This window comes from Flavobacterium lindanitolerans, assembly GCF_002846575.1.
Taxonomy (GTDB): Bacteria; Bacteroidota; Bacteroidia; order Flavobacteriales; family Flavobacteriaceae; genus Flavobacterium; species Flavobacterium lindanitolerans.
This window is the reverse complement of the sequence record NZ_PJND01000007.1, coordinates 72,581-91,875: the sequence shown is the minus strand read 5'-3', so window position 1 is coordinate 91,875 and position 19,295 is coordinate 72,581. Positions and strand designations below refer to the sequence as shown.

Genomic DNA, 19,295 nt, shown 5'->3' with positions numbered 1-19,295 from the left:
AATTAGGCGATTGCGCTGCGTATTTATATTGTGCAATTTTACATTGTTAAACAAAACAATTCAATCACATGTTTTCAAGGTTATTAATAGCAGAACTGAAATGGATACTACTGGCACTAGCTATCTCATTTTTTCTTGTGAACAGTATCGACGGCGGCGTTTTTAAAAACGACGCTGAAATTGGGGTGCCACAAACGTTCTTAGGGTTAAATTTGTTTTTGGAAATTTTAGTTTTTTTCGTTTTTAGTACCTTTGTGGTATTTGGTATTAAAGGCTTTTTTGAGATGTATTCTCGAAAATTTGCCAATGTCATTATCTTCATCTCCGGAGTTTTGATGGCGGCACTAATATTTATTTTAAGTTATCAGATACTGTCTATAGAGTAGTTGTTTTCTGAGAAAATAGTATTGAATCGTTTAACTATGAACATCCTGGAATTTTTTCAGGATGTTTTTTTTTGATAGGTATCAGGCAGTTATGTCAAATCAAGGAATGGCGGATTTTAGCCATGGATTAGAATGATTAGACCCATTTAAATATTCCATATAAAAGGAAAAGGGACTCGGAAAAGACTCTCTTTCAAAACATTCCTTCAAAAAGATTTTAATTACTTCGCGGCTCTGCGTCTTTGCGAGCAATTGTTTCACGCAAAGGCGCAGAGCCGCAAAAGAGGACAAGTTTATAAACCTATATGTAAGAATCTTTTTTGGCGAAAAAATCCCTTATAATCAATTTTTATTTTCTTGCGAAAGTCTGAAAACTGAAATCAACTTTGTGTTTTTCATCGGCTGGATGGTATTCTTCAGAAATCAATTCCCATTCGTTACGGTTTATTTCAGGAAAGAAGGCATCGGCTTCAAACGAATCATGAACTCTTGTGAGTTCGATTGTGTCGGCAAACGGCATTCCGAGGTTGTAGATTTCGCCTCCGCCAATAATAAAAATATCTTCATCTTTAGGGCAGGCGGCAATGGCGTTTTCCATACTGTCAACCACAATGCATCCTTCCGGAGCATATTTTTTCTGACGGGTTATGATGACATGAGTACGGTTAGGTAAAGGTTTGGGAAAGCTTTCAAAAGTTTTTCTTCCCATAATAATATGATGCCCTGTAGTGATTGCTTTAAACCGTTTAAAGTCATCCGGTAAGTGCCAAAGCATGGCATTGTCTTTTCCAAGAGCATTGTTTTCTGCAGCAGCAGCAATTAGGGTAATCATCAGGAAGGTATTTAAGATTGTGGGTTGTTGTCGATTTTAGACTGCAATTGCTGTATTTTTCGTTCTTGTTTTGCGACCAGTTTGTCAATTTGGGACCTTTCCCAGTTTTTGTTCATGAAGCTATCAGTAATAAATACCCGTATAAAATGAAGAACAAAGATAAATGCCCAGACGACTATAGCCCATAAATCCCAATTAGAGCCCGGATAAATGTCGAGGTCTAATACCCTGTGAATGATGAGGAAAAAAATACTTCCAACAAAGAACAGGATAAAGTGGAAATACAGACGTTTTTTCTGTTTCATCCTGCGACGGGCATATTCGTAGAGTTCGTGTTGGTTATTTTCCATACGATAGAAATTTGATTTTAAAGATAAGATTTATTTTTAAAATTTTAAAAGCTACTGAAGAATGTTTTTTATTAGTCGATGTGAATAGCTATTGGCAGAGCCAAAGAGATTCTGGCGAACATTCCTCTGACTTTTCCCGGCTTCCATCCGTTATATTTTTTTACAATTCGTTTAGCTTCCAGGTCTAATTGTCCGCCTAAGCCTTTTAGTATTTTTATATTGGCTACCGAACCGTCTTTTTCAACGATAAAACTCACAATGATTTTGTCACTAACTGGAGTGTCGACATTCTCAATATGAAAATTTGCTGCCACATATTTATAAAAGTTTTCCATTCCTTTGTAGGGTTCCGGATTTTCAAGGATTTCACGATAAGGGTATTTTTGAGAATCAGAATCGGTACTTTCGCCGGAGATAAGATTTCCTGCGTTGTAAAATTCTATAAAAGTAGCTTTTGTGGTAGTGTTGCTACCTTTCCATTCGCCTTCCTTGAGGCCATCTTTTATTTTGCCGCTGGATTTTCCGCCATAACTTTCCTCCTCATAGACGCCGTTTCCATCTTTGACGGTCTGTTTTCCTTTGGCATCATAAAATTGATTGATTTTTAAATTCCCGATTGTTTTTTCTGTATCAAAATATTCGGCGTCCATTTGTAATTTGCCGTTTTCATACCAGGTTTTATAAGGGCCTGTAGGGTTAGAGTTGGTATAACTTCCTTCGCTTTTTTTGTTGCCGTTTTCGTAATATGTTATGAATTTTCCGGTTTTGTTATAGCCAAGACTGTCGGTGGTTTTTCCTTCTGCATACAGTTTCCCGGAACGATAATAATTTCTTATTTCATAAGAATCACTCGGAATATTATGGTTTTTTACAATCTTATAATACGTATAATTGTCCTTGACTGTTGGGTTTTCCAGAGAATCCAGGAGCGTTTTTTTGTCTTTTCCGTCTTGCGCCAATAGCAAGACAGGCATCATTAAAAATAATACCGAAAGTAGAAATGATTTCATAAGTGTAAATTAGTTTTAAACCGCGACTGCTCCTTTAATGTGAGGGTGCGGCTCATAGCCTTCTAAAGTAAAGTCCTCAAATTTGAAATCGAGAATATTTTTGACATTCGGATTCAGAATCATTTTTGGCAGCGGTTTCGGGTCGCGGGAAAGCTGCAACTCTAATTGTTCAATATGGTTGTTATAGATGTGCGCGTCACCAAAAGTATGGATAAAATCTCCCGGTTTTAAATCGCAAACCTGAGCAATCATCAATGTCAATAATGCATAAGATGCTATGTTAAAAGGCACTCCTAAAAAGATATCGGCGCTTCTTTGATATAACTGGCAGGATAATTTGCCATCTGCTACATAAAACTGAAAAAAGGCGTGGCAGGGCGGAAGTGCTACTTTTCCGTTTGCAACATTTTCTGCGAAAGATTTGGAAGTATCAGGTAATACAGATGGGTTCCATGCAGAAACCAACATTCTTCTGCTGTTTGGGTTGGTTTTTAATATTTCAATCAGTTCTGTAATCTGGTCGATTTCTTCACTGTTCCAGTTTCTCCATTGATGTCCATAAACCGGACCTAGTTCGCCATTTTCATCTGCCCACTCGTCCCAGATTTTTACGCCGTTTTCATTCAAATAGCCAATATTCGTATCGCCTTTCAGAAACCACAATAGTTCGTAGATGATAGATTTAAGATGCAGCTTTTTGGTAGTAACCATAGGGAAACCTTCAGACAGGTCAAAACGCATCTGATAACCAAAAACGCTTTTTGTTCCGATTCCGGTTCTGTCTCCTTTTTGTGTTCCTGTTTCGAGAACGTGCTTTACTAAATCTAAATATTGTTGCATCTTTCTAGGCTTTAGGCTGTTTTAATACGTTGTAAAGAACCCTGATTAAGATTCTCTTTTACTAATTTCATCCCGAATTTTGGCTGCCTTCTCATAATCTTCATTCTGAACAGCCGTTTCCAGTTGTTCGTGCAGTTCAGACAGGCTGAGTTTGTTATAGGTCTCGCCAGCTTCGTTAGATTCTTCCATGCCAAATGTTTCCGGATTGGAAAGAACATCTTCTACCTGTTCCTGGTTGTCGCTTTCCTGCGGATTTGTTTTTAAGAAAATCCCGGCTTTGTCTAAAATGTTTTTATAGGTAAAAATAGGAGCGTTAAAACGTAGTGCCAAAGCAATGGCATCTGATGTTCTGGCATCTATGATTTCTTCTATTTTATCTCTTTCACAGATGATACTGGAATAAAAAACACCGTCGACAAGCTTATGGATAATGACCTGCTTTACTATAATATCGAACCTTTCGGCGAAATTTTTAAACAAGTCATGAGTTAGCGGCCTGGGCGGCTTTATCTCTTTTTCTAAAGCAATAGCAATTGATTGAGCCTCAAAAGCGCCAATTACGATTGGCAGTTTTCGCTCTCCGTCCACTTCATTTAAAATCAGCGCATAAGCGCCATTTTGTGTTTGGCTGTATGAAATTCCTTTTATGGTTAGTTTTACTAAACTCATTAGTAAGGTCTATGTTTGTTTGTTGTTTTTTAAAAAGGCTTGAACTGAATCTTTCGATATTCAATGGGCAAAAATAATGAAAAAAAAGGGCTATCTAAATTTTTGATATTCCTATCTAAATTTAGATAGCCCTAATATGGGCACAATTTAAAAAATTATTTACGAATTATTTGCCTTGAATTCTTTTAATTTTTCCGTGAGTTTCGGAACGATTTCAAAAGCATCTCCAACAACACCGTAATCGGCTACTTTGAAGAAAGGCGCATCCGGGTCCTGATTGATAACAACTTTTACTTTAGAAGAGTTGATTCCGGCAATATGCTGAATAGCTCCGGAGATTCCAATTGCAATATACAGGTTGGTTGCTACAGGCTTTCCTGTTTGTCCAACGTGTTCGCTGTGAGGTCTCCATCCTAAATCTGAAACCGGTTTAGAGCAAGCTGTAGCAGCGCCTAAAACGGCAGCCAAGTCTTCAAGCATTCCCCAGTTTTCAGGGCCTTTTAGTCCTCTTCCTCCGGAAACTACAACTTCAGCATCAGCAATAGTTACTTTTCCGGTTACTTTTTCTACGTTTTCTACTTTTACTCCAAAATCAGCATCGCTAATAGATGGAGCGAAATCTTCCTGAGTCAGGGAAACAGCATTTTCAAAAACTCCGTATGAGTTTTTAGCCAATCCTAAAACTTTTACTTCGGTGTTGATTTCTGTAATGTTGAAAGCCTTGTTTGAGAATGCATTTCTTTTTACCTGAAAAGGAGAAGTGCTAACCGGCAATCCAACTACGTTTGAAGCATATCCTGCATTTAGGGAAACAGCAACAAGAGGAGCCAGGTAAAGGCTGTCTGTTGTAGAAGAAAGCAAAATTACTTTTGTGTTTTCTTTCTGGGCAGCCTGTTTGATAGCGTCAGCATAGGCCTTAGCTGTGAATTTTGATAATTTATCGTCGTTTACTTTCAGTACCTTATCGACTCCGTATTTTGACAATTCGGAAACGTCACCGGCGTTAATGGTTACGGCTGTAACGGTAGTGCCTAAAGATTCTGCAACTTTTTTACCGTAAGAAGCTAATTCGAAAGCTACTTTCTTGAATTTTCCTTCTGCAGATTCTGCGTATATTAATATTGACATGATAATTTATGATTTGTGATTTATGATTTGTGAAATGCAAATCCTAAAACGTTATTTTTAATTTTACTAAAATCTGAAATCTAAAATCTCAAATTATATAACTTTTGCTTCGTTGTGTAAAAGGTTGATAAGTTCATCCAGGTTATCAGGGCTGATTAATTTTACCGCTGATTTTGGAGCTGGCTTTTCAAACTTTACCGCTTTTGTGTTAGAGTCTGCTGCAACCGGCTCAAGGATTGTCAAAGCTTTTGTTCTGGCCGTCATGATTCCTCTCATGTTAGGAATACGAAGGTCTTTTTCTTCAACAAGTCCTTTTTGACCTCCAATAATCAATGGCAATGTAGTCGCTACAGTTTCTTTACCGCCATCAATTTCACGCACTGCTTTTACATTGTTTCCTTCAACTGTTAAGCCAATACAAGAGTTTACGAAATTGGAGTTTGTCAATCCGGCAATCATTCCCGGAACCATTCCGCCATTGTAATCCAAAGATTCTTTTCCGGCGATAACCAGGTCATAACCTCCGTTTTTAATTACTTCTGCCAATTGTTTTGCTACGAAGAAACCGTCTGTAGGATTTGCGTTGACACGGATAGCTTCGTTAGCCCCAATTGCCAATGCTTTTCTAAGTGTTGCTTCGGTTTCTGGTCCGCCAACGTTCACTACGGTAACATTAGCACCTTGTTGTTCCTGGAACCATATCGCTCTTGTCAAACCAAATTCATCGTTTGGGTTGATTACAAATTGTACTCCGTTTGTGTCAAATTCTGAATCGCCATTCGTAAAGTTGATTTTTGAAGTAGTATCAGGAACGTGACTGATGCAAACTAATATTTTCATTTTATGTAAAATTATAGTGTTGATATTTAAGGCTCCGAAATTAAGGATTATAATTTAAATAAAAAACTATGCATGCATAATATTTTAATAATTTTTCCCGAACTATTTCGTTTTCGTAGCGGTTTAGGGGATTTTAATAAAAATTTGAGAAAATCTTTAACAGATAGCTCGCGTTATGTTTGGTATCTTTGCAGCCTTAAAAATGCCTGATGGATACTTCTGTAAATAAGCCTAATTCCATATACAATGTTCATTTTGGATTAGTCTGCCTGAGTTCTCTGCTGTTTTCGGCAAGTTTTAATATGCTGATTCCGGAATTGCCGGACTATCTGAGCAGCATGGGTGGTGCGGAATACAAAGGACTTATTGTGGCACTTTTTACATTGACAGCAGGTATTTCGCGTCCGTTTAGCGGTAGGCTGACCGACACATTAGGAAGAGTTCCTGTAATGGCGGTAGGCTCCATAGTCTGTTTTGTTTGCGGTATTTTATATCCGGTTTTAACAACAGTTTCCGGCTTTTTGTTTTTACGTCTGATTCATGGTTTTTCTACGGGTTTTAAACCTACGGCAACGGCTGCTTATGTGGCGGATATTATTCCGAGGGAACGTTGGGGAGAAGCACTTGGAATTCACGGGTTGTGTTTCAGTACCGGTATGGCGATTGGTCCGGCTATTGGAAGTACAATTAAGCTGCATTTTTCAATGAATATGCTGTTTTATGCCTCTTCGGTATTTGCTTTGTTGTCTATTGTTATCCTGATGAACATGAAAGAAACATTGAAGCACAAACACCGATTCAGCCTGCATGTTTTGAAAATTTCAAGAAAAGATATCATAGCAAAAGAAGTACTCCCGGCAGCGATAGTAACTTTCCTTTCTTATATGGCGTATGGTGTGATTCTAACACTGATTCCGGATTGGAGCCATCATTTAGGAATTGCCAATAAAGGTCTGTTTTTTATGGTATTTACGGTTACTTCGCTACTGATTCGTTTTGGAGCCGGAAAAGCTTCGGATAAATACGGACGTTTAAAGCCAATGGGAATTGGCCTGGCCATTCTGATTGTTTCATTAGGGGTTATCGCTTTTTCACAGTCCGTAACAGGTTTGCTTGTTGGTGCCGCATTATACGGAATTGCAACGGGAATCGTTTCTCCGGCACTAAATGCCTGGACTGTCGATATGAGCTACCCCGAACATCGCGGTAAAGCCATGGCTACGATGTATATTGCCCTTGAAGCCGGTATTGGCCTAGGAGCTTTGTTTGCAGGATGGATTTATCAGGATGTAATTGGTAAAATTCCGCTTATTATGTATTTGAGTGGTGGAATGACGTTTTTGGCTTTGGTTTATGTTTGGGTTTATGTTAGGAAAGTGAAAATGTAGTTCTTATTTATTTTATTTCGTTCTTTTTCGGCTCCTAAAGTCTATTGCTTAGTTTTTGATGAGCGGAACGCAAAATTGAGTGCTACCGACTAAAGCAAAGAATGTTCTGTGCACATTTTTTGCTAATAGAATTTGAATTTACCTTAAAATATAGATTCTTCTCAATCTATCAATATTTAATTAATCCAATTCTGATATTTCGTTGAAACTTGATGAAAAGGGTTAGCCCTTACTTCAAAAAAATGAAAAAGACATTTTAATTGCTCAGCGCTTTTCTGTAATAATTGGCATTTTTTGCTAAAATTTCTAATTTATCAAGAAAATTAAATTACACTTATTATGTATAAACAACAACTTCCAATAAACTAAATAATATTTAATATTTCCAATACTTTAGAATTTATAGCTCCTACTAATTCTGTAATTTCTGACGGAACATTATCTTTAATAAAAAAAGATTTTACTGCTTCCTTACTTAAGTTTCTTTTGAAATTTGGCGTATCTATTGGAATCCAATGACTCAAAACTCCATTTTTTATTGCTACATCCTCTGAAAAATACAGATATTGTTCTTTGAATTTGATTTCAAAGTCATATCCGTAATGTTCTGTAAATATATTTGTAGCGTCAATATATTTCGTAGAATAATCATTATCATTTGATAAAGTATCAAAAACTAAATTTTTATATCTTATTTTATTATTAAATTCATAACTCCAATGCATTTCTTTAACAGTCTTAAAAATTAAATATGCAAAATTTAATCTATCATTTTCCTTTATTGTAGGATGATTAAAATTTGGACTAAGTATTTGAAGATTTATATAAGGAATAATTAGATTATCCTTATATACATATATATCCTTATTGTAAGATTCAGATGTGTTTGTTTCGTGTTTGCCATTTATTGAATAAATCATATTATTCACTTTATAAGAAGTTTGAAAATTAACATTCAAAGGAGAAAAGGATACAATTTCTTTATTGTTTTATTATCTGTTATAGCATTGTATGTAGTATATTATAAGAAACTTCAAATCCGACTATAATAAAAAAAAAGCAGACTCAAAAATCGAAACAATCTTTTATGATTTATAATTTTATAAATATTTTCCTTGTTGGTTTAAATTTCAGAAAATTATTTTTTAAATTTTCTTGATTTAGAGCATCAGCCCAACCCGCAAGGCTATTTTGTAGCCCTATAACATTGTCAGTAAGAACAAAAGAAGTGCAGAAAACTAATTTATCATTCTTATAAACAAGTAGTTTGCTTTCACAAGTAGACATATCTCCACCTGATTTCTTGAATATAAAATCTCGTTTAAGGTCCTGAAGTATTTCATTATTACTGCATTCGAATAGTTTGCTCTTAATCATTTTTTTGGGTAGTTCTGCTATGTCTGCATTTCCAAAGTACAAATAAACTCTATTATTTCCTGTATTAAAATCTATGCTTTTAATCGGATTGAAAATGTTGTCTGCTGTATCACTTTCAATTAGACTCTCTTTTTGATTGCCATTTAGAATGATAGGAAAATCAAACAAAAAGTATAAAGAAGCTAAAACAATAACAAATACAGTCAGACTAATAATTATTATTTTTTTCATAGCTATTCGGTTTTAACTGGCAGTTCGCCTTTCTTCTCTACAATTTTTCCATTATTTTTTTTAACTAACTCAAAGTCATTTACATACCTCCTGGATAGTAAACTCTCGCATCTGAACCATAAACTATGGATTTATTGTCAAGTTTTTCAGAAAATTGTGTGACATTACTATCTTCAAAAAATCCTGATACAGCTGTTCTACAACCGACAACTAAATTAACATGGCAACCACTGCTAAAAGCATTTTTATTAAAATCATCCGGCTCAAAATTTTCTCCTGTCCCTTGATAGCCAACATCTAAATCTCCAGGTGTTGAATGCCCTACATAATAAAAACTTGTTACTTTATCATTTGCTCTACTATTACCGCCATTTTTATAAATGTATTATTTTTAACATAATAAGAAGTTTGGAAATTAACATCTATAATCCTTTTTTCAATATGTTTTTCGCAACTGTCTAAAGGTTTTGTTATTTTGAATTTCTTGTCAAGAAAATTTGTATCCAGAGTACTGTATAAATAAACATTATATCCGTTAATAGTTGCCAAGCCCTTAATGTTTTCACATGTAAATGGCTTAGTATTAATAAAAGTTAATACCGTGTCTTTGTGATTGCTGACATAAAAATTCATTATAATATCAGTATTTATTATCTTTTTTTCTGTAATAACTTCAACCTGCCTATTGTGTTGTTTGGATACTTCTATAAACTCTTCTAATATTTTGATTAGATGCTTATCCGTTATTTCATAGGTGTTCTTGTTGTTTTCAACATTACAAGATAACAGTAATAATGATAAAAAATAAATTAAGGACTTAATAAGTAGTACCTTTTTTGGGTTTTGGACTATATGTTTCATAGTTATATTAAACTAAAATTTCATGTCTTAGAGTATGTACTAACTCAAAAAAAATAGTATTCTGTTTGGGTATCTCGTTTCAAAATTACGGCGATACACTCTGTCGCCATAATCACCACTTATACTTCCATCTGCATTAAACCCTGAAGGATAAATAGAAATGCACTAATTTTTAGTGGCGTGGTTTACTTTTTACCAAAAGAACTGACTAGTATAGTCAGCTCTTTTGCCATTTTTATTGTATCTACAAACTAATATAAAACATTGTATTATTTAGAGTGATGATACCTCTTTTGATATATAACCTTATCGAGATTCCTTATTTCGCAACAATAAAAATGTAAAAAATATTGAGAAAAATGATAATATAAATCCATATTTCAGAGTAAATAAAAGAGAATTTATATCTTCTTGACTAAAAGCATTGTAATTGTCAGATAATGATATATTTAGATAGGTTACAGATGTGTGATATAAATAAAATAACCATCCTATAAAATGCAATAATCAGTAATATTTTTCTAAATAATTTATTTTTCATCTGTTTTACTTTAATATTTGAATTAATAACAAATAGCAATATTATGACAAAAAAAACACCAATTTCGGAATTCTTAATTGTGTAATTTATTCCACACATAACCTTTCCAAAATAGCTCCTTTGTATTTTTTATAAAAATTATTTCTTGATTATAAGGCTCAAATTCATAAAAGCATAGATCGAAATTTGGTAAAGTTATAGTTAAATAATTTGTTTTCTCTGTGTCAACATCTTCCTCAAAAACCTCAAATAGAATTCTTCCATTGTAAAGATTAGTGCCAGAAATATTTGCATCTAAAGAGAAAGTTATATGATTTCTATTGATAGAATAAGTGCTTTTTGGTAACAAATATTTTGATTTAAGTAGTTTTATTACTGTGCTTTCAGTGTGAATTGATTTATTGTTGCTATTGTTAAAATAGAAATTTAATTTAACGGGATGAAAATCATTTGGAAACTCCACATTGATATATAAGCTGTCTTGAGAATATTTATTTTCCTTTTTCAATTCATATTCAAATCCTTTTTGTTTTACTTGGTAGTCTTCACTTGTTATTTCAAATACATCATTACTTAACAATTTCCATTTTCCTTTTGATGCATATACACATTTTTCAGTTTCATAATGGTCATTGCCTTTCGGATTATATAAAATGTAATTTCCATCAGGATTAATTTCTAATTTTTCAGACGTATCTTTAACGAAATAAATTCCTGCTAAATCTATTTGTTTTTCAATATCTGTTTTTTGTGATTTACAACCAATCAAATAAAAACTAGATATAAGCAATAAAAATATTTTTCTCATTTTTTAATTGTTTATAAAGATGGGTTCGATTTTCTTTTTGTATCTCTATTTTATTGTGTTGAAAATCATTTAAGAAATTATAACTGGGATTTTTTTTTTTTTTTCAATCAATAAACGTTTCCAATTCTTTTATCGGAATAGAAAGTTCGTCTAATTTTTTTAAATCAAAATTAGAAATTTCAATGTAGTCGGAATTTTCTTTTAATACCCATATTATCGAATCTACTTTCCATATGTAAGATTGTGAAAACATTTTATTTTCACTTTTAAATTCGTTAGTTTTTAGGAATATTATTTATAGGATAAAATAACGATAACATTTGCTCTTATTTGTTCTTTAACTTAAATAACCCCAAAAGACCAAAAACCAACGAGAGCAAAGCACCAAGCACAAATAAAAATTTGTTTCTATCTATCGCATAGCCTTTTTCTTTATCAATTTCAAACCAATTGTATTTATCTTTTACCTTTTGAAAATCATTGATGCTTAAATCTTTAAAGCTTATTTCCGGATTACCCTTTTTACTTGTGTAGCCTGTCTCGAAAGAAATTAAATATCGGATAGTATTTAAGCTATCGGTACATTTTACAATTACAGAGGTATCGTTGTATCCGTAGGCCAAAAGGTTCTTTATTTCAAAATTAATAGTCTGGTATCGAAAACCAGTCCCTACCAATTCAAAATCGTCTTCATCTTTTAATGTAAACGAAAATCGAGAGCCATCACGTTCATCATATGGTGTCAAGTGGTATGGCATTTTTTTGTTGCAATAATTGCACCCTAATCCATATTCATACCCTTTACTATCATATTTTATATAAAATAAGACGCACAAAATAAATGAGATAGCAAATAGTATAATCCACTTTGTTTTTTTCATTCTGAATTCATTATTATTGAAAAAGTTAAATGTAATTAAATGTTTAACGGGTTAAAAAAATAATTTTGATGGTCTGATAGATGCTCTCTTTGTTTTTACAAATAAAGCCTTGTACCCAGTTTTTAAAAATACTGCTGAATTCAAAATTTTGCTTTTAGTTCAACTATTCAGCTAAAACGTTTTCGTAAAAGTCCCAATTCTCAAAACTCACAATCCAAGGATTATAATTCATAACTAATAGATAATTTATTCTATTTAGTTGTTTAAAATAATTATTTTTGCCTTTCAATTTTAAGAAGATAATAAAACATAATATGAGAACAATCCAGTTTAGAGAAGCAATCTGCGAGGCGATGAGTGAAGAAATGCGTCGTGATGAATCTATATATTTAATGGGTGAAGAAGTGGCCGAATACAACGGTGCTTACAAGGCCTCAAAAGGAATGTTGGACGAGTTTGGACCAAAAAGAGTAATCGACACTCCGATTGCCGAGCTTGGTTTTGCGGGTATTGCGGTAGGTTCTGCAATGAACGGGAACCGTCCAATTGTAGAATTCATGACATTTAACTTTTCGTTGGTAGGGATTGACCAGATTATCAACAATGCCGCTAAAATGCGTCAGATGTCGGCTGGACAATTTCCAATGCCTATGGTTTTCAGAGGACCTACGGCTTCAGCCGGACAGTTGGCTGCAACACACTCACAGGCTTTTGAAAACTGGTTTGCCAATACTCCGGGATTGAAAGTAGTTGTTCCGTCAAATCCGTATGATGCTAAAGGATTGTTGAAATCGGCAATTCGTGATAATGACCCTGTGATTTTTATGGAGTCAGAGCAGATGTATGGCGATAAAGGCGAAGTTCCGGAAGGAGAATACACTATTCCATTGGGTGTTGCCGATATCAAAAGAGAAGGAACTGATGTAACAATCGTTTCTTTTGGAAAAATCATCAAAGAAGCATACGCTGCTGCGGAAGAATTACAGAAAGACGGAATTTCTTGTGAAATCATCGACTTAAGAACAGTGCGTCCAATGGACCACGATACGATTTTAAAATCGGTTAAGAAAACAAACAGATTGGTGGTATTGGAAGAAGCCTGGCCATTTGCAAGTGTGGCTTCTGAAATTACTTATATCGTTCAGGAAAGAGCTTTTGATTACCTTGATGCTCCAATCCAGAGAATTACGACTGCAGATACACCGGCTCCTTATTCTCCAACATTACTTAAAGAATGGTTGCCAAATGCGGAAGATGTTGTTAAAGCAGTAAAAAAAGTAATGTATAGATAGATTTTTGGGTCCTTTTGGATGCCGGATTTTCCGAATAATCAAAAAATCGGAATATCAGAAAATCAAATAACAAATTGATTATATTTGGAACTTCATCAGACTGATTCTGATGAAGTTTTTTTTTGCAGCACAATATGACTAAGAAAATATTTGTAAGCCTAAGCTTTTTCTTTCTTTGTATAAACTTTCTGACCGCCCAAACCAAAGTAAGCGGTATTGTTTATGATGAGTTCAAGCAGCCGCTTCCTTATGCAAACGTAGTTTTCAAAGGAACCACAGAAGGAATTATTACCAACGAGGAAGGAAAATTCTATTTGGAATCCAAATCAACCCAAAGTGCCATAGTGGTAACTTTTGTTGGAATGGAACCGAAAGAAGTTCCAATCGAAAAAGCGGTTACCTACAATATGGAAATCAATCTGGGAGCCGGAAAAATGCTGAACGAGGTGGTTATTTATACCGGAAAGACTTCAAAAAAGAATAATCCGGCCATAGACATTTTAAGGAAAATATGGGCCCGCAAGAAAAAAAACGGACTGCGCCAATTCAAACAATACCAGTATGACAAATACGAAAAGGTTGAATTTGACCTGAATACTATTGACAGTGCCCTGATGAAAAGCAAGCTGTTCAAAGGGATGGAATTTGTTTTTGAACAGGTCGATACTTCAGATGTAACAGGAAAATCATACCTCCCTATTTTCATCAATGAAGCCCTGAGTCAGGTTTATGGCGACAACACCAACGGAAAGCTAAAAGAAATTACCAAAGCCAATAAAAACTCCGGATTTAGTAACAACCAGCAGTTAATCGCTTTCATAAAAGATTTGTATGCAGAATACGATATCTATGACAATTACCTGAAGTTTTTTGATAAAGATTTTGTGAGCCCGCTTTCAAGAACAGGAATTAATGTCTATAATTATGTGCTGCATGACAGTACTTATATCGATAATAAATGGTGCTACAATATTGTATTTTATCCCAGACGAAAAAACGAACTTACATTTAAAGGAGATTTCTGGGTAAACGATACGACATTTGCCATTAAGAAAATCAACCTTACGGCAAGCCGTGGTGCCAATATCAACTGGGTTAAGGAAATCTATATCGAACAGGAATTTGAAGTACTGAACGATTCGGTTTTTTTGCTGACAAGAGACCATATGATGTCTGATTTTGCCTTCTCTAAAAAAGATAAATCCAGGGGAGTATATGGAAAAAGAACAACACTTTTCCGAAACCATAAATTTGATATCAAAAAAGAAGACAAATTCTATAAAGAAGATGTCAATTTCTACGACCCGGAAATCTATACCAAATCGGATGATTTTTGGAACGAAAACCGCTTCGAAAGTCTGAACAAGGATGAAAAAGGGGTTTATAAGATGTTGGATACGCTCAAGACCGTCAAGAAATTCAAGCGGCTTTACAATCTCGTCTCCATATTGGGAAGTGGCTATATCGAAATGGATAATTTTGATTACGGACCTATATTCTCCACATTCGGATATAATGATGTAGAAGGAATTCGTGTCCGTACAGGAGGAAGGACCTATTTCGGACCAAATGACCCGTGGCGTATTCAGGCCTATACAGCTTATGGATTTAAAGACAACCAGTTCAAATATGGTATTTCGGGAAAGATTTTGCTGGATAAGAAAAACCGATTTATAATTTCGGGAGGAAACAGACGTGACATTGAACAGATAGGTGTTAGCCTTACAACCTCCAATGACCTTTTGGGAAGAAGTTTCGCCTCGTCTTCTTTATTTGCCAGTGGAGATAACAGCAAGCTGACTTCGGTGAATCTGACCAACTTTTCTGCCGAAGTAGAACCTTTAAAGAACCTTGTTTTTCAGGCAGGAATGTCATACAGAACTTTGAAATCGGCTTCGCCAAACACATTTAGTCTGGATTATTATAAAGTTATGCCCGATTCGCAAAATCCGCAGGGTGTAATAGAAAACGAAGTCAACCAATACGAATTTAATGCTTCAATTGATTATATGCCGGGCAGAAGACCAATTGGGTATGGTGTGGAACGCACCAATGTAGACTCGAATTTTGCCAGATTATACCTGAGTTTCAGCCAGGGAATAAAAGGAGTTTTTGGAAGTGACTTTGATTATGAAAAAGTACAGCTCTATTACAGACAGCCGGTATTGGTAGGAGGCTTTGGACGACTTTTTACTACGTTTGAAGCCGGTAAGATTTTTGGAACTGTTCCGCTTGGATTAATGGGAGTTGTGCCTGGAAACCAGTCATTCTTTATCATTGACAATACCTATAACCTCATGAACTATTATGAGTTTATGGCGGATGAATATGTTTCGCTCCATTTTGAGCATAATTTCAACGGAAGATTATTTGCAAGGGTTCCTTTCCTTCGCAAACTGAATTGGAGGGAAATTATTGGAATCAAAGGGGTGTATGGAACCATTTCTGACGAGAATAGGGCTATAAATGCTCAAACAGCTATACCTTACAGAGCACCGGAAGATGTGTATTGGGAATACCATGCTGGAATCGGGAACATTTTCAAGGTTTTGCGTATTGATTTTGCTTGGAGAGGAAACTATCTTGACCTTCCTGATGCCAATAAATTTACCGTAAAGGCGTCTTTTGGTTTCTATTTTTAAGAAATCCTTATTTTTAAATTGTTTGTGTGCGTTTTTATTGTTTCAATGTATCTTAATGCTTATTTTTGCACCCGCTAAAATAGTATTGAAAACAAATTTAGAATATGAGTGCAGCAAAGCAAAAATCTTTTGATGTATTGATCGAAATACCAAAAGGAAGCAGAAATAAATACGAATACGATTTCAACCTGAAAAAAATACGTTACGACAGAATGTTGTTTTCTTCGATGATGTATCCTGCAGATTACGGATTTATTCCGGAAACTTTGGCATTAGACGGTGATCCGCTTGACGTATTAGTATTGGTAACAGAGCCTACTTTCCCAGGCTGTGTAATGGAAGTAAAGCCAATCGGTGTTTTCCACATGGCAGATGAAAAAGGACCAGACGAGAAAATTATCTGTGTTCCGGTATCTGATCCAATCTGGAATAAATTGAATGACTTGAGCGATATGAACCCGCACATGTTGAAAGAAATCGAGCATTTCTTCCAGGTATATAAAGATTTGGAGCAGAAAAAAGTTGATGTAGAAGGATGGGGTGATGTAAATGAAGCAAAAGAAATCATCGAAAAATGTGTTGATCGTTTTGAATCTTTAGAAAACAGACCAGAAGAATTATTTAGCATTAGATAATCGAATTCCTAAAAAATTATTAAAAAAGCAATATTCAATCAAGAATATTGCTTTTTTATTTATGTTGGTTTCGTTACATTTACACTTATTAACCAAAACCAACAAACTTTATATGGAGTCAATAATGATTTATGTGCCGGCGATACTTGCTGTAGTCGGACTTCTTTTTATGGCGATTAAAAGATCTTGGGTTTTAAAACAAGATCCTGGAGATGGAAAGATGAAAGAAATTTCAGAATACATCTACGAGGGAGCTTTAGCCTTTCTTAAAGCAGAATACAAATTATTAACTTTTTTCGTTATTGGCGCTAGTATCGCATTAGCAGCAATCACATTTTTACCGGGAGCTACCACACACTTATCCATAGTGATAGCTTTTATCTTCGGGGCAGTATTCTCTGCTTTGGCAGGTAATATGGGAATGAAGATTGCTACAAAAACAAATGTCAGGACGACTCAGGCAGCCCGTACAAGCCTGCCGCAAGCATTAAAAATATCTTTTGGAGGTGGAACGGTTATGGGACTTGGGGTTGCAGGTCTTGCCGTTTTAGGACTTACCGCCTTTTTCATTTTCTTTTTCCATTTCTTTATGAACGGACAATGGGTTGAGGGAATTTATGATGGAGAAACAAGGACCGCAAATGAATTAATGACCGTCTTGCTCGAAACATTGGCAGGATTTTCTCTGGGAGCAGAATCAATTGCCCTGTTTGCTCGTGTAGGCGGTGGAATCTACACAAAAGCTGCCGACGTTGGAGCGGATTTGGTAGGGAAGGTAGAAGCCGGAATTCCGGAAGATGACCCAAGAAACCCGGCCACAATTGCCGATAACGTAGGGGATAACGTAGGTGACGTTGCAGGTATGGGAGCCGACTTGTTCGGTTCGTATGTAGCAACCGTTTTGGCTGCAATGGTTTTAGGAAACTATGTAATCAAAGATATGGGCGGAAGCATTTCAGATGCATTCGGAGGAATAGGGCCTATTCTTTTACCAATGGCTATAGCCGGTGTGGGAATCATTATCTCAATCATCGGAACAATGCTGGTTAAGATTAAAAATAATGACGCTAAAGAAGCTCAGGTTCAAGGCGCGTTAAACGTTGGGAACTGGGTTTCTATCGGATTGATAGCAGTTGCCTGCTACTTTTTAGTGACATGGATGCTCCCGGAAACAATGAAAATGAAATTCTATGGTGAGGGTTATCATGAAATTTCTTCAATGAGGGTATTTTATGCGACTTTGGTAGGATTGTTTGTAGGAGCCGTAATTTCTTCGGTTACGGAATATTATACGGGATTAGGTAAGAAGCCGATTTTGGCTATCGTACAAAAATCAAGTACAGGAGCAGGAACCAATATTATTGCCGGTTTGGCAACAGGTATGGTTTCAACTTTCCCGACCGTATTGCTGTTTGCTTCTGCAATTTGGGCTTCCTATGCTTTTGCAGGATTCTACGGAGTTGCTTTGGCGGCTTCTGCTATGATGGCAACAACAGCAATGCAATTGGCGATTGATGCTTTCGGTCCTATTTCGGATAATGCCGGAGGAATTGCAGAAATGAGCGAATTGCCAAAAGAAGTGCGCCAGCGTACCGATATTCTGGATTCAGTAGGAAACACGACTGCAGCAACAGGAAAAGGTTTTGCCATTGCCTCTGCGGCTTTGACATCATTGGCCTTGTTTGCGGCTTATGTAACCTTTACAGGAATTGACGGAATCAACATTTTTAAGGCTCCGGTTCTGGCAATGCTTTTTGTTGGAGGTATGATTCCGGTGGTATTCTCTGCATTGGCAATGAACTCTGTTGGAAAAGCCGCAATGGATATGGTGTATGAAGTAAGAAGACAGTTCCGCGAAATTCCTGGAATTATGGAAGGAACAGGAAAACCGGAATATGCAAAATGTGTCGATATTTCTACAAAGGCTGCTTTAAGAGAAATGATGCTTCCCGGAATTCTTACGATTGGTTTCCCTATACTGATTGTTGTTATCGGAAAATTAGTTTATGCAGACAATAACCAACTGATTGCAGAAATGCTCGGTGGATATATGGCGGGAGTTACCGTTTCCGGTGTACTATGGGCAGTTTTCCAGAATAATGCAGGAGGTGCCTGGGATAATGCTAAAAAATCATTTGAAGCAGGCGTAATGATTAACGGAGAAATGACCTATAAAGGCTCTGATGCCCACAAAGCGGCGGTAACAGGTGATACGGTTGGAGACCCGTTTAAAGATACGTCCGGACCTTCAATGAACATTCTGATTAAACTTACCTGTCTGATTGGTTTGGTAATCGCTCCTATTTTGGGCGGCCATGAAGCAAAACCGGTAATTGACCAATTGGAAGGAGTTGAAATCGTTCTTGATGAAACAACACCTGCTCCTGAAGTAAAACAATCAACAAAAGAAATCAGGATTGAATCTATAAAAGATGCCGACGGAAAAGTAAAAGCTACCGTTACTACTGTAACAGATTCTGCTGAAGCTGTTGAGGTCTTTGAAGGAACTGAAGCAGAAGTTGCTGCAAAACTCGAAGCCTACAAAAAGAAATAAGTTTTATAAAAGAAAAAGCCTTCCAATTGG

Annotated in this window: 19 protein-coding genes; 6 read left to right on the top strand and 13 right to left on the bottom strand. The window is 35.7% G+C overall.

All coding sequences use genetic code 11. The annotated features are described in order from the left end of the window. The first annotated feature begins 68 nt into the window (after nucleotides 1-68). Nucleotides 69-386: a hypothetical protein gene (locus B0G92_RS00500; RefSeq protein WP_245867644.1), complete on the top strand. Its 318-nt coding sequence runs from the start codon at nucleotides 69-71 to the stop codon at nucleotides 384-386. 349 nt (nucleotides 387-735) lie between these two features. On the opposite strand, the gene B0G92_RS00495 is transcribed toward B0G92_RS00500, so the two are convergent. From B0G92_RS00495 to B0G92_RS00465, 7 genes are all read right to left on the bottom strand, one after another. After that, nucleotides 736-1,218 (bottom strand): dihydrofolate reductase, encoded by a 483-nt coding sequence (locus B0G92_RS00495; protein ID WP_101470710.1) that lies wholly within the window; start codon nucleotides 1,216-1,218, stop codon nucleotides 736-738. Nucleotides 1,219-1,229: 11 nt separating this feature from the next. Further along, nucleotides 1,230-1,568 (bottom strand): 2TM domain-containing protein, encoded by a 339-nt coding sequence (locus B0G92_RS00490; RefSeq protein WP_056072265.1) that lies wholly within the window; start codon nucleotides 1,566-1,568, stop codon nucleotides 1,230-1,232. Between the two features lie 71 nt (nucleotides 1,569-1,639). After that, nucleotides 1,640-2,578 carry an energy transducer TonB gene (locus B0G92_RS00485; protein WP_101470709.1) on the bottom strand — a complete coding sequence of 313 codons (939 nt, stop codon included), beginning with the start codon at nucleotides 2,576-2,578 and terminating at the stop codon, nucleotides 1,640-1,642. 15 nt (nucleotides 2,579-2,593) lie between these two features. After that, a complete protein-coding gene (locus tag B0G92_RS00480; protein ID WP_101470708.1) occupies nucleotides 2,594-3,418 on the bottom strand; it encodes a thymidylate synthase in 825 nt (274 codons plus the stop codon). A 45-nt stretch (nucleotides 3,419-3,463) separates the two neighbouring features. Further along, nucleotides 3,464-4,087 carry a bifunctional nuclease family protein gene (locus B0G92_RS00475; protein WP_056072274.1) on the bottom strand — a complete coding sequence of 208 codons (624 nt, stop codon included), beginning with the start codon at nucleotides 4,085-4,087 and terminating at the stop codon, nucleotides 3,464-3,466. 159 nt (nucleotides 4,088-4,246) lie between these two features. Next, nucleotides 4,247-5,215, bottom strand: a complete 969-nt coding sequence (locus B0G92_RS00470) for an electron transfer flavoprotein subunit alpha/FixB family protein (RefSeq protein ID WP_056072276.1) — start codon at nucleotides 5,213-5,215, stop codon at nucleotides 4,247-4,249. A 93-nt stretch (nucleotides 5,216-5,308) separates the two neighbouring features. Beyond that, a complete protein-coding gene (locus B0G92_RS00465; protein ID WP_101470707.1) occupies nucleotides 5,309-6,055 on the bottom strand; it encodes an electron transfer flavoprotein subunit beta/FixA family protein in 747 nt (248 codons plus the stop codon). A 209-nt stretch (nucleotides 6,056-6,264) separates the two neighbouring features. Between B0G92_RS00465 and B0G92_RS00460 the strand changes: the two genes are divergently transcribed. After that, the gene (locus tag B0G92_RS00460; protein ID WP_101470706.1) at nucleotides 6,265-7,443 is read left to right on the top strand and encodes an MFS transporter; all 1,179 of its coding nucleotides are present in this window, start codon (nucleotides 6,265-6,267) and stop codon (nucleotides 7,441-7,443) included. 365 nt (nucleotides 7,444-7,808) lie between these two features. Here B0G92_RS00460 and B0G92_RS00455 read toward each other — a convergent pair whose 3' ends face one another. The 6 genes from B0G92_RS00455 to B0G92_RS00430 all read right to left on the bottom strand — a co-directional run bounded on the left by B0G92_RS00455 (nucleotide 7,809) and on the right by B0G92_RS00430 (nucleotide 12,142). Further along, the gene (locus B0G92_RS00455) at nucleotides 7,809-8,363 is read right to left on the bottom strand and encodes a hypothetical protein (protein WP_101470705.1); all 555 of its coding nucleotides are present in this window, start codon (nucleotides 8,361-8,363) and stop codon (nucleotides 7,809-7,811) included. 172 nt (nucleotides 8,364-8,535) lie between these two features. Continuing rightward, entirely contained in the window at nucleotides 8,536-9,051 is a 516-nt protein-coding gene (locus tag B0G92_RS00450; protein WP_101470704.1) for a hypothetical protein, read from the bottom strand. A gap of 339 nt (nucleotides 9,052-9,390) precedes the next feature. Further along, on the bottom strand, nucleotides 9,391-9,912 hold the full coding sequence (locus tag B0G92_RS00445; RefSeq protein WP_101470703.1) for a hypothetical protein: 522 nt from the start codon (nucleotides 9,910-9,912) through the stop codon (nucleotides 9,391-9,393). Nucleotides 9,913-10,526: 614 nt separating this feature from the next. Continuing rightward, nucleotides 10,527-11,261 (bottom strand): hypothetical protein, encoded by a 735-nt coding sequence (locus tag B0G92_RS00435; RefSeq protein WP_101470701.1) that lies wholly within the window; start codon nucleotides 11,259-11,261, stop codon nucleotides 10,527-10,529. 103 nt (nucleotides 11,262-11,364) lie between these two features. Next, on the bottom strand, nucleotides 11,365-11,514 hold the full coding sequence (locus tag B0G92_RS16640; RefSeq protein WP_180326383.1) for a hypothetical protein: 150 nt from the start codon (nucleotides 11,512-11,514) through the stop codon (nucleotides 11,365-11,367). 73 nt (nucleotides 11,515-11,587) lie between these two features. Further along, on the bottom strand, nucleotides 11,588-12,142 hold the full coding sequence (locus B0G92_RS00430; protein WP_101470700.1) for a hypothetical protein: 555 nt from the start codon (nucleotides 12,140-12,142) through the stop codon (nucleotides 11,588-11,590). A gap of 314 nt (nucleotides 12,143-12,456) precedes the next feature. Here B0G92_RS00430 and B0G92_RS00425 point away from each other — a divergent pair, with 314 nt between their 5' ends. The 4 genes from B0G92_RS00425 (at nucleotide 12,457) to B0G92_RS00410 (ending at nucleotide 19,265) form a co-directional block, all read left to right on the top strand. Next, on the top strand, nucleotides 12,457-13,434 hold the full coding sequence (locus B0G92_RS00425; RefSeq protein WP_056072298.1) for a pyruvate dehydrogenase complex E1 component subunit beta: 978 nt from the start codon (nucleotides 12,457-12,459) through the stop codon (nucleotides 13,432-13,434). Nucleotides 13,435-13,568: 134 nt separating this feature from the next. Then, a complete protein-coding gene (locus B0G92_RS00420; RefSeq protein WP_101470699.1) occupies nucleotides 13,569-16,076 on the top strand; it encodes a DUF5686 and carboxypeptidase-like regulatory domain-containing protein in 2,508 nt (835 codons plus the stop codon). 104 nt (nucleotides 16,077-16,180) lie between these two features. Beyond that, nucleotides 16,181-16,711 carry an inorganic diphosphatase gene (locus tag B0G92_RS00415; protein WP_056072304.1) on the top strand — a complete coding sequence of 177 codons (531 nt, stop codon included), beginning with the start codon at nucleotides 16,181-16,183 and terminating at the stop codon, nucleotides 16,709-16,711. A 112-nt stretch (nucleotides 16,712-16,823) separates the two neighbouring features. Next, nucleotides 16,824-19,265, top strand: a complete 2,442-nt coding sequence (locus tag B0G92_RS00410; protein WP_101471982.1) for a sodium-translocating pyrophosphatase — start codon at nucleotides 16,824-16,826, stop codon at nucleotides 19,263-19,265. The last annotated feature ends 30 nt before the right edge of the window (nucleotides 19,266-19,295 follow it).

Coding starts and splice junctions, on each gene's coding strand:
- B0G92_RS00500 (WP_245867644.1), top strand. CDS start 69: ATGTTTTCAAGGTTATTAATAGCAGAACTGAAATGGATACTACTGGCA.
- B0G92_RS00495 (WP_101470710.1), bottom strand. CDS start 1,218: ATGATTACCCTAATTGCTGCTGCTGCAGAAAACAATGCTCTTGGAAAA.
- B0G92_RS00490 (WP_056072265.1), bottom strand. CDS start 1,568: ATGGAAAATAACCAACACGAACTCTACGAATATGCCCGTCGCAGGATG.
- B0G92_RS00485 (WP_101470709.1), bottom strand. CDS start 2,578: ATGAAATCATTTCTACTTTCGGTATTATTTTTAATGATGCCTGTCTTG.
- B0G92_RS00480 (WP_101470708.1), bottom strand. CDS start 3,418: ATGCAACAATATTTAGATTTAGTAAAGCACGTTCTCGAAACAGGAACA.
- B0G92_RS00475 (WP_056072274.1), bottom strand. CDS start 4,087: ATGAGTTTAGTAAAACTAACCATAAAAGGAATTTCATACAGCCAAACA.
- B0G92_RS00470 (WP_056072276.1), bottom strand. CDS start 5,215: ATGTCAATATTAATATACGCAGAATCTGCAGAAGGAAAATTCAAGAAA.
- B0G92_RS00465 (WP_101470707.1), bottom strand. CDS start 6,055: ATGAAAATATTAGTTTGCATCAGTCACGTTCCTGATACTACTTCAAAA.
- B0G92_RS00460 (WP_101470706.1), top strand. CDS start 6,265: ATGGATACTTCTGTAAATAAGCCTAATTCCATATACAATGTTCATTTT.
- B0G92_RS00455 (WP_101470705.1), bottom strand. CDS start 8,363: ATGATTTATTCAATAAATGGCAAACACGAAACAAACACATCTGAATCT.
- B0G92_RS00450 (WP_101470704.1), bottom strand. CDS start 9,051: ATGAAAAAAATAATAATTATTAGTCTGACTGTATTTGTTATTGTTTTA.
- B0G92_RS00445 (WP_101470703.1), bottom strand. CDS start 9,912: ATGAAACATATAGTCCAAAACCCAAAAAAGGTACTACTTATTAAGTCC.
- B0G92_RS00435 (WP_101470701.1), bottom strand. CDS start 11,261: ATGAGAAAAATATTTTTATTGCTTATATCTAGTTTTTATTTGATTGGT.
- B0G92_RS16640 (WP_180326383.1), bottom strand. CDS start 11,514: ATGTTTTCACAATCTTACATATGGAAAGTAGATTCGATAATATGGGTA.
- B0G92_RS00430 (WP_101470700.1), bottom strand. CDS start 12,142: ATGAAAAAAACAAAGTGGATTATACTATTTGCTATCTCATTTATTTTG.
- B0G92_RS00425 (WP_056072298.1), top strand. CDS start 12,457: ATGAGAACAATCCAGTTTAGAGAAGCAATCTGCGAGGCGATGAGTGAA.
- B0G92_RS00420 (WP_101470699.1), top strand. CDS start 13,569: ATGACTAAGAAAATATTTGTAAGCCTAAGCTTTTTCTTTCTTTGTATA.
- B0G92_RS00415 (WP_056072304.1), top strand. CDS start 16,181: ATGAGTGCAGCAAAGCAAAAATCTTTTGATGTATTGATCGAAATACCA.
- B0G92_RS00410 (WP_101471982.1), top strand. CDS start 16,824: ATGGAGTCAATAATGATTTATGTGCCGGCGATACTTGCTGTAGTCGGA.